Raw genomic sequence first — 12,738 nt, 5'->3', positions numbered from 1 at the left:
ACTGTGACCACTACTGACGCCGATTCCACTCCCGCCGTCCCGAAGATCGGCGAGGAGCTGCTCTCGGTCACGAGCCTTGTCAAGCACTTCCCGATCCGCAAGGGCGTTCTGCAGCGCCAGGTCGGCGCTGTCCAGGCAGTCGACGGGCTGACGTTCAACGTGACCCGTGGCGAGACCCTGTCGCTGGTGGGCGAGTCCGGCTGCGGCAAGACCACCACCGGCCGGCTGCTGACCCGGTTGCTCGAGCCGACGTCCGGCACGATCATCTTCGAGGGTCGCGACATCAGCCATCTGCGCGAGGGGCAGATGCGGCCGCTGCGCCGCGACGTACAGATGATCTTCCAGGACCCGTACGGCTCGCTGAACCCGCGGCACACGGTCGGCAAGATCGTCGGCGCGCCGTTCAAGCTGCAGAACGTGAAGACCGAACACGGCGTGAAGAAGGCCGTGCAGGAGCTGCTCGAGCTGGTCGGTCTGAGCCCGGAGCACTACAACCGCTACCCGCACGAGTTCTCGGGCGGTCAGCGGCAGCGGATCGGTATCGCCCGGACGCTCGCGCTGCGGCCGAAGCTGATCGTCGCCGACGAGCCGGTGTCCGCGCTGGATGTGTCGATCCAGGCCCAGGTGGTGAACCTGCTCGAGGACCTGCAGGAAGAGTTCGATCTGACGTACGTGATGATCGCGCACGACCTGTCCGTCGTCCGGCACGTGTCGGACCGGGTCGCGGTCATGTACCTCGGCAAGATCGTCGAGCTCGCCGACCGCGTCGACCTGTACGAGAAGCCGATGCACCCGTACACGGTCGCGCTGCTCTCGGCGGTCCCGGTGCCGGACACGAAGCGGAAGACCAAGCAGGAGCGGATCCGGCTGCAGGGCGACGTACCTTCGCCGATCAATCCGCCGCCGGCGTGCCGGTTCCACACCCGCTGCTGGAAGGCCCAGGACATCTGCAAGTCCGTCGAGCCGCCACTGGTCGAGCTGGCCCCGGGCCACCAGACCGCGTGCCACTTCCCGGAGAACCAGACCACGGAGACGCCCGCTGCCGATCAGGCCAAGTCGTAGATCGGGGCGCCGGTCGGCAGTGCGAACGGCGTCGTCCGTGGTGCCGCCTTGCTGAAGGTGAAGGTGGAGAAGCCCGGGGCCACGACCCTGTACGTGCCGGTCCGGGCGTTGAACACCAGCAGGTCCGCTTCGTTGTGCGACGTGTGTCGCGCTCCGGCGACGGTGAAGGTCGTGTCGTCGAGCCACTGCCCGAACCTGAATGCCCAGTAGCCGGAACGCGGCAGTTGACCACCGGTTCCGGCGGTTACCTCGTACAGTTGCAGATCGGACCAGAGGGGCTGGATGCCCATGAAGGCGTCCTCCGGCTGGGTCACGAGGTAGCTCGCATCCGGTGACAGGAACGCCTGCTGGCCGGTGAACGTGGTCTTGGTTCCGCTCGTCAGGGTCGGACCGACCTTCAGGGTGTGGCCCATGATCGGTTGGGAGAGTGGCTGCTGGTAGACCAGTTGGCCCGCGGTCACGGTTCGGACCGCGTTCGGGGCCACCTTGGCGATCAGTTCGCCTGTGTTGGTCTTGATGTCCCAGCGGTAGAGGCCTTCGAGCGTGCCGAAGTACGCGGTCCCGCCGTCGAGCGCGACGATCGCGGGGCCGTACGCAAGGCTGGCGTTGGGCGGGATCGTGTTACCGATCGGCGTTCGGACGAGCTCGCGGTCCGCGCCGACGTCGTACACCACCGACTCGGAGTGGTCGTTGAAGCCCTCGACCCACGCGACCAGATTGCCGCGGTGGTCCGCCGTCAGGCTCCACGCTCCCTTGCCGGTCGGGCGGTCGGCGATATGGATGTTGTTGCCCTCGTCAAGGAACACGAAGCCGGAGTCCGTCTGGACGAAGGCGTTGATGTGGCTGGATCGCGTCGTGATCACGTCGGCGCCGTAGTGGATCTTGTTGCCGACAGCGAATGTTGCTGCCCGGCGCTCCGAGAACGGCGCCGGACGAGCCGGCTGGGGCCGCCGGCCGCGGATCAGGGTTGCGCCGCCGACGGCAACGGCCGCGGTGGCGACCGCGCCGCCGAGGACCGTCAGGGCGCGCCGGCGGGAGATCTGGCTGTTGCCGGCCGCAACGATGCCGTCGAGGTCGAGGGGTGGCGGTTCGGCACCGTCGGCGCGCTCGGCGAGGGTGTCGCGGAGAAGGTCGGTCATTCGGTCATCCCTGCTTTCAGCACCACATCGGAGCGGAGCTTCTTGAGTGCGTCGGAGACCTGGCTCTTCACGGTCCCGACACTGCAACCGAGCACCTCGGCGGTCTGGGTCTCGGTGAGGTCCTCGTAGTACCGCAGTACCAGCGCTGCCCGTTGCCGGGGCGGGAGTTTCTGTAGCTCGCGCCACAGCCAGACGCGGGCGGTCACGTCATCGGGATCGGTCGGTAGCTCGGGTACGTCGTCGTTGGGCAGCTCGGCTCGCCACGACTTGCGGCGCCACCAGCCGATCGCGGTGGTGGTGATGACGCGGCGTGTGTACGCCTCGGCGTTGTTCGGGTCGCGGAGGCGGTGCCAGCCGACGTACGTCTTGACCAGCGCCTCCTGGACCAGGTCCTCCGCCAGACCGCGGTCGCCGGCCAGCAGGTAGGCGTAGCGGTAGAGCGCGCCGTGCCGGCTGGTCGCGAAGTCGGCGAAGCTCATCGGGTTCCCCTCGGTCGATCTACCCTCCTTGACGTGGGGACGACGTCAAAGGGTTGGGTGTTGCAGCGAGGAGGGTCCGGGCGATCAGGGCGTGGCCGGCCGCGTTCGGGTGGTCGCCGTCGGAGGCGAGCAGGCTGGTGATGTCGGCGCTGTCCTCGAACGGCGTGTAGATGTCGACGTACGTCGCGTCGTCGGCGCGGGCCGCCGCGTCGATGGCGGCGTTGGTCCGGACGGTGAGCTGGTCGCTGGCGATCCGGCCGCTCGGGGTGTACTGGCGTTCGGCGACCTCGCCGTCCTTGAACACGTTCCAGTAGCCGGTCATCAGGATCGTGGTCGGGAGGTTGGCCCGCAGTACGTGGATGCGGTCGAGGATCTTGCCCAGGTTGACCTGGAGCTGCTCGAACTCGTCGGACACGCAGTCACCGGTGCACTGACCGCTGGTGACGTCGTCGTGGTGGTCGCCGAAGTCGTTCGCGCCGATCGTGATCAGGACGACGTTCGCCGCGGCGGTGGCCTGCTCGGCGGGGGAGTTGCGCTGGTCGAGCAGCTGCAGCAGACCGTTCGAGTCGAGGCCGGCGACGCCGAGGTTGTTCACGATCACGGGTACGCCGGAGCGGTCGTGGAGCAGGTCGCCGTACATCTGCGGGAACGCCGCGCAGTTGCAGTTGTGGCCGGAGGTGACCGAGTCGCCGAGGGCGACGACCCGGACCTGACCGGCAGCCTGGGGCTGCGGCCGGAGGACCTCGCTGATCGTGTCGGCGCTGCTGATCGCGGTGACGATCAGCAGCACGACCAGACCGATCGCCAGTCGTCGGAGTGTCTGGATCACGCCGGTTTCGTGTGCCCCGTTCCGTGGTGCGGGCTCGCCGGGAGCGCGAGCTGGTTCGCCAGCCAAGGATAGGCCGTGGCGAACGCCGGGGCCGCGAACTGCCACACGTGCGTGCCGGGCGAGATCTCGACCCGGGACCAGATCCCGACCTTCACCCCGGCCGTGGACAGCTCCTCCGCCTCGTGCTGGTGCCGCAGCTCCTCGGTGCTGGTGAGGAACAGGCCGTTGACGTCGGTGTACTTACCGTGGGCGCGCATCACGAGCAGGGCCTCGTTGGCCTTCTCGAGCGCCACGTTGCCGCCGTACAGGTCGTGCAGGCTGGCCGCCGGCGTGGTGGTGTACGGCGCGAGGTCGCCGGAGATGTCGATGAAGTGGTCGAAGACGTCCGGGTGCTCGACGACGAGGTCGATCGCGCAGGTGCCGCCCATCGAGAACCCGGCGACGGCCCACTGCCGCGGGTTCCGCGACGCGCCGAAGGTCTTCTCGACGAAGTGCGGGATGTCCTCGTCGAGGTGGTCGGCGGAGTTGCCGCGCGGCCCGTTGACGCACTCGGTGTCGTTGTCGAACCGCGAGGTCGCGTCGACGAAGACCAGGATCGGCGCGTACCCGTGGTGCCGGTGCGCATACGCGTCGGACACCTGTACGGCGTTCCCGAGCCGCACCCAGTCACCCGGACCACCACGCTCACCGCCGATCAGCTCGACGACGGGCAGCGCCGGCCGATGATCACCGTGGAACCAGATCGGGGGCAGGTAGACGAGCTCCTGCCGATGCTTGAAATGGCTGTACGTCGCCGGAATGTTGACCGCGACCAGCCGGCCCGCCGGCGGCAGCTTCGTCGTACCGGCCGTGCGGGCGAGGCCCGACATCGATACCTGACCAGGCAGGGGTGTGTTGGTCCAGTCGTTCACCGCGGAGTCGATGGTCGGGTAGTAGCCGACGAACTTGTTGATCCCGTTGGCACACACCAACGCGGCGAGCGCCGCCGCGACCACCGCCGTACCGCGCCGCCACCACCGCGCGGTCCGCCATCCGGCCGCCAGCACGATCAAGGCGCCAACCGCCAACCCGAACCACAGCCACACCGAGAACGGCAACGGATCCGTCAGCCCGATCAACCTGGCCCCCGGGTACGCCGCGAACAACGTCACCAGCGCCGCGCCACCGACCACCGTCGGCACCACCCGCCACCGCCACCCCCGATCCCGCCATCCCACCGCGGCAACCAAAGCACCACCGGCCACCACATCCAGCATCGCCGGAAACCATCCCCCGAGCAGCGACACACTCATCCAACCCTCCAGAACCCGAGTAGACCCACAGGCGAGACGCCCAGCCCCGGCAACTGGTTGGCATGACCTGAGCCGCAGCTCTCAGCGGATACTCAGCTCTCGACGAGCTCCCGTAGAGCTGCGGTCGCATCGCCGTCCAGCGGCACTGAAACAGCGCGGCTGCTCAGATACCGGAGAACGAAGTTGGTGGCGAAGTCGGACCAGCCTTCCGCGATGAAGAGCGCGTCCTCGGGCGCGATGCTCCGCAGGTATCCCTCGTCCAGGCTCTCGAACATCTGCGGAACCGCGTGATGGCTGAGCCAGTGGGTCGGTTCCTGCGCCCGCAGATACGTGACGAAATCGGGGCTGAAGTAGTGGTCGCAGGTGAGGGGCATCGAGTGCGCGACGAAGCGATCGATCTCGAGCCGAAGTTCGCGCAGGCGGTCTCGCTCGGTCCCGGTGGCGTGCCCTTCGGCGCGCCAGAGGAGTGCGACCACAGTCGGGCCGCGCTCCGGATTCGCAGGACGGAGTTCCTCGCGAAGCGCAGGTATTGCGGTCAGTAGCGCTGGATGGCAGCCGACGACGGCCGCGAGCTCGACCTCGTACCCTGCCGAAGGTGGGGGCAGAACGACGGTCAGCAGATCCCGCACGTAGTCGAACGGCAGGCTCGGCGCGGTCCGGGAGAGCAGGTAGAGGATCGACCGCTTGACGTTGCCGTTGATCGCGGTTGCCGGCCTGAGCATGGCCAGCAGGTCTTCGAACCACGCGTAGTCGTACGGCAAGAGGCGGCTGAGCTGCGGTACCCCGGTGCCGATGAGATGGATGGTCGCGATCTGGTCCATCGCGCTGACGTCCAGCGGGCGCCATGGGTCGTGCCCCGCCCGGGTGGCGACCGATCCGATCATGAGTTCGGCTTGGTGCATGAGGTTGCCGAGCAGCTCGGCCTCGCCGACCACCGGATCGATGCTGGCTCCTATTCGCCTCGTGACCTGCGCGTCGGCCAACGCCACGGGGGTGTCGGTCGGGCCGGCCAGGTCGATCGTCAGCGACTCGATGATCGTGGTCCACGACGCATCGTCGAGTCCGGCGTGCCAGAGGCGGACCAGGCGGGTCCAGACGTCGGCGGTATCCGGGCCGACGACTGCCTCGATCGGCACCGGGTCGTCGGCCAGCAGGACGCGGAGCAGGGTGAGGTTGGCGGTGTAACAGGCGCGGCGGCGTACCGGGTCGTAGGGGAGCGGGGCGTAGAGCTGGTCGCCGAGGTCCGGGCGAGTGAGTTCACGTTGTAGCAGGTGGCTGATGGTGGCGTGGAAGCCCGTCAGGGCGTCGGGCTCGTCGTGGGCGAGACGTTCGACGAACTCCGCGATGAAGAGCATGATCGGCTGGCGGGTGCTCAGCGGCTGGTGACTGAGCAGGCGGCGCAGGAGGCCATCGTCGAGGCCGTCGCCGGCAGGTAGGTCCGGTTGAGCGGCTTCGACTTCACGGTGCCGCATGAGGCGGGTGAGGTGCTGCACCACGAGTTCTGCGACCAGGAACTCGCCGAACGTGGCGTGGAGGAACTCGTAGGCGCTGCGTTGTTCTCGGTCGGCTCTCGGGTTGTGGACGAACATGAACTCTCCGAGAACCCGGTCGGCCACGGTCAGGGCCTGGATCGTGGACGCGCTGGTTGCCGGTGGTTCCAGCGCTGCCAGGTCGGCGTTCAGTTCGGCGTCGGTGACGTGTTGGCGTCCGCGGTTGAACATACCGATTGCGGCGTACTGGAGCTGGCGCCGTTGTTGACGCCGCAGAAGGTTCTGTTCGGCTTCCGGAAGCTCCGGCGCGGTCTTCTCGGTGACCTGGCGGCTGATGAAGCGGTCCATGATCCGCTGATACAGCTCGGTCTGCGTCAGACCGGGGCTAACTAGCTGGTTCGTGCCCAATTCGGCGAGGTAGACGGCGAGCATCAGCAACAGCAGCGGCTGGCAGGTCAGCTGGCTGATGTCCTCGTCCGTCGTCATCTCCTCGACCTCGAGCGGTGTGAAGCCGGTGACGCCGTCGTGCGCGGCGTTCCACGCAGTCAACCATTGCGCGATCCTCGGGCGGTCGAATTCGCGGAGCTTGATCATCGGGGTGTCCGGGGCGATCTCGGCTCGGTCGGCGACGACTGTTCGGGAGGTGATGATGACCGAGGTCGGCGTACCCAGGGTCTTGGCTCGTTTCTGGAAGGCTTCGACCTTGGTCAGGTACGCCGATTGGGTTGTGCCGGTGGCTTGGATGAGTTCGTCGAAGCCGTCGAGGAGGACGACCAGGTGGCAGCGGTGTGGGCAGGTCTGGGGGTCGGCGCAGTCGTCGCAGCAGCCGCACTCCTGGCGGAGTTCGTCCAGGTCGGCCTGGGGGCGTTGGAGCGTGCGTTGCAGCTCCTTGTTGATCTGGATCGTCAGGTCGTCGTCCGGGTTCACCGACCGAAGGGGCACGCGGACGACGGCGAACGCGTCAGCCGGCAACTGCGCGGCCAGGACCTCCGTCAGCAGCGACTTCCCGGCGCCGGGGTGGCCGAGCAGCAGCAGCGGGCGTCGGGCGCCCTCGGGGCTCGCCAGGTAGCTGGCGAGGTAGTCGACCAGGGACGAGTGCTCTGGTTGCTCGGACCACCAGCCCTCGTCGGACGGCCGTGATCGGTCGTCCGCGATGGCGTGGTGGAACGACGGCTCGACGAACCCATCACGGACCGTCGGTGACGCCACGGATCGGGTCCGGGAGCGGAGGAGTGGCTCGTCGAGGATCTCGCGGGCCGCGAGTGCGAGCTTCTCGCGGTAGCTGTTCCGCGGCGCGGGCGTCCCGGGCATGACCATCGCCAGCATCGTGTGCAGCTCGCCCAGGGCCTCGGACTGCGCACGGACCAGCTCGCGAGTCGCCGAGAACTCGTTCAGCGTCACCCACAGGCCGAACGGCGTGGACGGGCTGAGCTCCAGCATCCGGCTCCGGTACAGCCAGGCGGCCCGCTCGACGATCGCGTCCACCACCGCGGAGGGCGGTGTCGGTGGGAGCCGGCTCCACGCCTCGAGACCGGTGAAGAAGTCGACGCAGCGGCGGCCGAGGCGTTCGTAGTACGGCTTCAGGTTGCGCTCGAGGTTCGCGTCCATCCCGAGCTCCGGCGACGACATCGGTACGGCGACGTCGAACAGGTCTTCGTGATCGGCGCCAGGTACGTCGAGCAGCCGCTGCCGTTCCGCGTCGGTGAGGGCCAGGTCGCGGTAGTTGGGGCCGATGATGTGCGGCAGCGCGTCGAAGAACGACGACACCACGGTGATCGTGTGCGCGGCGACGACCAGTTCGAGCTGGTCCTTGTCCTGAGTGCCGCGGAGCCGCTTCGACAGCTTGGTCACGGCCGCGTCGAGCAGGCTCACCGCCTCGTTCTTCGGGTCCACCAGCGACAGCCAGGCGGCGGCCGTGATCCCGGCGACCGGCCCGCCCACGATCGTCGCGGCGCCGGCGCCGGCGAAGATCGCCGTACCGAACAGCCGGTCCAGGACCGATCGGCCGCGGCGGTCGAGATCGAGCACGGACAGCGCGCCGCGGAAGGTGGTCGGCGACAGGCCGGCAGGCAGAGCCACAGGCGGAGCTCCTCGGGCAGATCGAAGGCGAAGGACCAAACCTATCGCTGTCCGTGACCACCGTGAACGCGCCGTTGAGTGATCATGAGACTACCGAGTGTCGCAGCCGGTGGACAGTACATCTGCGTTCGACAATGTCGAACGGCGGGCGTTGTCACGTCTGGTTATCGCTCCTAGATTCCAGCCAGCCGTGGTCGTCACGGCGGGGAAGGGAGGTTCGGTATGGCTACGACCGAAGCGGTCAAAGCGAAAACCCTTCTGGGGGAGTGTTCCGCGGAATTCGCGGGCACGTTCATCCTGATCCTGTTCGGCGTCGGGGTGGTGGCGCAGGTGGTGGCCGGTGGGATCGGGGATCACGACTCGATCGCGTGGGCCTGGGGTATCGGCGTGACACTGGGCATCTACGTTGCGGGCCGGATGACCGGCGCGCATCTGAACCCGGCGGTGACGGTCGCCCTCGCGGCGTTCCGCGGCTTCAGTTGGCGGAAGGTACTGCCGTACTCGCTGTCGCAGTTCCTCGGGGCGTTCGTGGCGGCTCTGGTGGTCCGCTGGAACTACACCGAGGCGCTGCACAAGGTCGACCCCGGTCTGACCATCAAGACCCAGGGCGTGTTCTCCACGCTCCCCGGCAACGGCAGCCTCGACCTCGGCGTCCACATGTGGGGCGGCTTCCGCGACCAGATCATCGGTACGGCGATCCTGATGATGGTGATCCTGGCCATCACCGACCTGCGCAACACCGCCCCGGGCGCCAACCTGGCGCCGTTCATCGTCGGCCTGCTGGTGGTCGGCATCGGCATGGCCTGGGGTACCAACGCCGGTTACGCGATCAACCCCGCCCGTGACTTCGGGCCGCGGGTGGCGTCGCTGATCACGGGGTACGGCGGAGCGTTGAAGGATCAGTTCGGGGACCTGTATTTCTGGGTGCCGATAGTGGCGCCGATCCTCGGTGCGCTGCTCGGCGCGTTCCTGTACGACCTGCTGGTCGGACGGAACCTGCCGATCGCCGACGAGGACGAGGAACCGGGCCGCATCCCGGAGGAGAACACGAGCGCATGACACCACCCCTGTGTGAGGAGAGGACTTTCCATGGCTGACTTCGTCGGTGCCGTCGACCAGGGCACCACGAGCACCCGATTCATGATCTTCGACCACTCCGGCAACGCGGTGGGTATCCACCAGCTGGAGCACGAGCAGATCCTGCCGCAGGCGGGGTGGGTGGAGCACAACCCGCTGGAGATCTGGGAGCGGACCAGCTCGGTGATCCGGACCGCGCTGAACGCCAACAACCTGCAGGCGAGCGACCTGGCCGCGCTCGGTATCACCAACCAGCGCGAGACCGCGGTGGTGTGGAACCGCAAGACCGGTCGTCCGTACTACAACGCGATCGTCTGGCAGGACACCCGGACGGACCGGATCGCCTCGGCGCTGGACCGCGAGGGCAAGGGCGACGTGATCCGGCAGAAGGCCGGGCTGCCGCCGGCGACGTACTTCTCGGCCGGCAAGGTGCAGTGGATCCTGGAGAACGTCGACGGTGTACGCGAGGCCGCCGAGGCCGGTGACGCCGTGTTCGGCAACACCGACACCTACCTGCTGTGGAACCTCACCGGCGGCACCGAGGGCGGCGTCCACGTCACCGACGTGACGAACGCCAGCCGCACGATGCTGATGAATCTCGAGACCCTCGACTGGGACGACGAGCTGATCAGCTTCTTCAACATCCCGCGGCAGATGCTGCCAGAGATCCGTCCGTCGTCGGACCCGAACATGTACGGCGAGACGCTCGCGAACGGCCCGGTGGGTGGCGTCGTGGCGCTGACCGGTGACCTCGGCGACCAGCAGGCGGCGACCGTCGGTCAGGTCTGCTTCAACCCGGGCGAAGCGAAGAACACCTACGGCACCGGCAACTTCATGCTGCTGAACACCGGTACCGAGCTGGTCCGCTCGAAGGCCGGCCTGCTCAGCACGATGTGCTACAAGTTCGGCGACGAGGCGCCGGTCTACGCACTCGAGGGGTCCATCGCCGTGACCGGATCCGCGGTGCAGTGGCTGCGCGACCAGCTCGGCATCATCTCCGGCGCCAGTGAGATCGAGACCCTGGCCCGGACCGTCGAGGACAACGGCGGTGTGTACTTCGTACCCGCGTTCTCGGGCCTGTTCGCGCCGTACTGGCGGTCCGACGCACGCGGGGCGATCGTCGGGCTGTCGCGGTTCAACACGAACGCTCACCTGGCGCGCGCAACACTGGAAGCGATCTGCTACCAGAGCAAGGACGTCAGCGACGCGATGGAGAAGGACTCGGGCGTGACGCTCGACGTACTCAAGGTCGACGGCGGTGTGACGGCCAACGAGTTGGCCATGCAGATGCAGGCCGACATCCTCGGCGTACCGGTGAGCAAGCCGGTCGTCGCGGAGACCACGGCTCTCGGTGCGGCGTACGCGGCCGGGCTCGCGGTCGGGTTCTGGAAGACGAAGGAAGAGCTCGTCCAGAACTGGAACGAGGACAAGCGGTGGGAGCCGCAGTGGTCGGACGAACAGCGTGCCGCCGGGTACGCCGGTTGGCAGAAGGCGGTCCAGCGGACACTGGACTGGGTAGACGTCGACTGATCGAGCACGAGTAACTGAAGTAACTGCAATCGGAAGGAACAGCACAGTGGGCGTAGTGGCTCTGTCACCGCAAGCGAGGGCCGACGCGATCGACGCGATGGCCGACGGACGGGAACTGGACGTCCTGGTGATCGGTGGCGGGGTGGTCGGCACCGGGTCGGCGCTCGACGCCGCGACCCGGGGCCTGACCACCGGACTGCTGGAGGCGCGCGACTTCGCGAGCGGCACCTCCAGCCGGTCCAGCAAGCTGATCCACGGTGGCCTGCGCTACCTGGAGATGCTCGACTTCCGGCTGGTGCACGAGGCGTTGCAGGAGCGCGGTCTGCTCCTGCAACGCCTGGCACCGCACCTGGTCAAGCCGGTGCCGTTCCTGTACCCGCTCCAGCACCGCTGGTGGGAGCGGTTCTACGCCGGCTCCGGCGTCGCGCTGTACGACGGGATGGCGGTCAGCTCGGGCTACGGCGCCGGACTGCCGATCCACCGGCACCTGACCCGCCGCGGCGCGATGCGGCTGGTCCCGTCGCTGAAGAAGTCCGCGCTGATCGGCGCGCTGCAGTACTACGACGCGCAGGTCGACGACGCCCGGCACACGATGGAGCTCGCGCGGACGGCAGCGTCGTACGGCGCGCATGTCGCGAACCGTGTCAAGGTGACCGGATTCCTCCGCCAGGGCGAGCGGGTGACAGGCGTACAGGCGAAGGACCTGGAGAGCGGGCGTGAGTTCGAGGTCCGCGCGAAGCAGGTCGTGAACGCGACCGGCGTCTGGACCGACGACACGCAGGCGATGGTGGGAGAGCGCGGGCAGTACCACGTCCGCGCGTCGAAGGGCATCCACCTCGTCGTTCCGAAGGACCGGATCCAGTCCAGCACCGGGATGATCCTGCGGACCGAGAAGTCCGTGCTGTTCATCATCCCGTGGGGCCGGCACTGGCTGATCGGGACGACGGACACGGACTGGCACCTCGACAAGGCGCATCCGGCGGCGACGAGCAAGGACATCGAGTACCTGCTCGACCATGTGAACGCCGTACTGACGACCCCGCTCACCCGCGAGGACGTCGAGGGTGTGTACGCCGGGTTGCGGCCGCTGCTGGCCGGTGAGTCGGAGAGTACTTCGAAGCTGTCCCGCGAGCACGTGGTCGCGCACAGCGCGCCGGGTCTCGTGGTCGTTGCCGGCGGCAAGTACACGACGTACCGGGTGATGGCGAAGGACGCGATCGACGCGGTCGCGGACGCGCTCGACGGGCGGGTGCCGAAGAGCGTCACGAAGAACATCCCGCTGGTCGGCGCCGACGGGTACCACGCGCTGTGGAACCAGCGGCACCTGATCGCGCAGCGGTCCGGTCTGCACGTGGCCCGGATCGAGCACCTGCTGAACCGGTACGGCGCGCTGATCGACGAAGTACTGCAGCTGGTCGCGGACGACCCGTCGCTGGGTGAGCAGCTGCCCGGCACGCAGGACTACCTGAAGGCCGAGATCGTGTACGGCGCGAAGGCCGAGGGCGCGCGCCACCTCGACGACATCCTCGCCCGCCGGACCCGGATCTCGATCGAGGCCTGGGACCGCGGCGTCGGCGCCGCCGAGGCAGCCGCCCGGCTGGTCGCCCCGATCCTCGGCTGGGACGAGGCGACGATCGAACGCGAGGTCTCCTTCTACGGCAAACGCGTCCAGTCCGAACGCGACTCCCAGGACCAACCCGACGACGAGTCCGCGGACAAGGTCCGCCTCGAGGCCCCCGACATCGTCTCGCCGGCCTGACG

The 12,738-nt window shown here is 68.0% G+C and carries 9 protein-coding genes; 4 read left to right on the top strand and 5 right to left on the bottom strand.

The features are described from left to right. Positions 1-3 precede the first annotated feature (3 nt). Positions 4-1,062: an ABC transporter ATP-binding protein gene (locus tag OHA10_RS32395; RefSeq protein WP_371402561.1), complete on the top strand. Its 1,059-nt coding sequence runs from the start codon at positions 4-6 to the stop codon at positions 1,060-1,062. On the opposite strand, the gene OHA10_RS32390 is transcribed toward OHA10_RS32395, so the two are convergent. From OHA10_RS32390 to OHA10_RS32370, 5 genes are all read right to left on the bottom strand, one after another. Continuing rightward, on the bottom strand, positions 1,047-2,201 hold the full coding sequence (locus OHA10_RS32390) for a hypothetical protein (RefSeq protein WP_371402560.1): 1,155 nt from the start codon (positions 2,199-2,201) through the stop codon (positions 1,047-1,049). The two genes, OHA10_RS32395 and OHA10_RS32390, sit on opposite strands and share 16 nt — an antisense overlap. Beyond that, positions 2,198-2,680 (bottom strand): SigE family RNA polymerase sigma factor, encoded by a 483-nt coding sequence (locus tag OHA10_RS32385; RefSeq protein WP_371402559.1) that lies wholly within the window; start codon positions 2,678-2,680, stop codon positions 2,198-2,200. The genes OHA10_RS32390 and OHA10_RS32385 overlap by 4 nt, the downstream gene beginning before the upstream one ends. A gap of 19 nt (positions 2,681-2,699) precedes the next feature. After that, positions 2,700-3,509 carry an SGNH/GDSL hydrolase family protein gene (locus tag OHA10_RS32380; RefSeq protein ID WP_371402558.1) on the bottom strand — a complete coding sequence of 270 codons (810 nt, stop codon included), beginning with the start codon at positions 3,507-3,509 and terminating at the stop codon, positions 2,700-2,702. After that, complete coding sequence (locus tag OHA10_RS32375; protein ID WP_371402557.1) at positions 3,506-4,801, bottom strand: alpha/beta hydrolase-fold protein; 1,296 nt, start codon at positions 4,799-4,801, stop codon at positions 3,506-3,508. Before OHA10_RS32375 ends, OHA10_RS32380 begins: the two co-directional genes overlap by 4 nt. A 92-nt stretch (positions 4,802-4,893) precedes the next feature. Further along, a complete protein-coding gene (locus tag OHA10_RS32370) occupies positions 4,894-8,370 on the bottom strand; it encodes an NACHT domain-containing NTPase (RefSeq protein ID WP_371402556.1) in 3,477 nt (1,158 codons plus the stop codon). Between the two features lie 222 nt (positions 8,371-8,592). Between OHA10_RS32370 and OHA10_RS32365 the strand changes: the two genes are divergently transcribed. From OHA10_RS32365 to OHA10_RS32355, 3 genes are read left to right on the top strand one after another with little or no spacing between them, the layout of a single operon-like run. Next, complete coding sequence (locus OHA10_RS32365) at positions 8,593-9,429, top strand: MIP/aquaporin family protein (protein WP_371402555.1); 837 nt, start codon at positions 8,593-8,595, stop codon at positions 9,427-9,429. A 30-nt stretch (positions 9,430-9,459) separates the two neighbouring features. Beyond that, complete coding sequence (gene glpK, locus OHA10_RS32360; protein WP_371402554.1) at positions 9,460-10,977, top strand: glycerol kinase GlpK; 1,518 nt, start codon at positions 9,460-9,462, stop codon at positions 10,975-10,977. Positions 10,978-11,023: 46 nt separating this feature from the next. Further along, positions 11,024-12,736: a glycerol-3-phosphate dehydrogenase/oxidase gene (locus OHA10_RS32355; RefSeq protein ID WP_371402553.1), complete on the top strand. Its 1,713-nt coding sequence runs from the start codon at positions 11,024-11,026 to the stop codon at positions 12,734-12,736. The last annotated feature ends 2 nt before the right edge of the window (positions 12,737-12,738 follow it).

Source organism: Kribbella sp. NBC_00662, from assembly GCF_041430295.1.
Classification (GTDB): Bacteria; Actinomycetota; Actinomycetes; order Propionibacteriales; family Kribbellaceae; genus Kribbella.
The sequence above is the reverse complement of the archived record's forward strand: the minus strand, read 5'-3'. Positions and strand labels throughout refer to the sequence as shown.

Bases quoted from the DNA above. Each gene is read 5' to 3' on its own strand.
- glpK (WP_371402554.1), top strand. From the start codon at position 9,460: ATGGCTGACTTCGTCGGTGCCGTCGACCAGGGCACCACGAGCACCCGA.
- OHA10_RS32375 (WP_371402557.1), bottom strand. From the start codon at position 4,801: ATGAGTGTGTCGCTGCTCGGGGGATGGTTTCCGGCGATGCTGGATGTG.
- OHA10_RS32390 (WP_371402560.1), bottom strand. From the start codon at position 2,201: ATGACCGACCTTCTCCGCGACACCCTCGCCGAGCGCGCCGACGGTGCC.
- OHA10_RS32385 (WP_371402559.1), bottom strand. From the start codon at position 2,680: ATGAGCTTCGCCGACTTCGCGACCAGCCGGCACGGCGCGCTCTACCGC.
- OHA10_RS32365 (WP_371402555.1), top strand. From the start codon at position 8,593: ATGGCTACGACCGAAGCGGTCAAAGCGAAAACCCTTCTGGGGGAGTGT.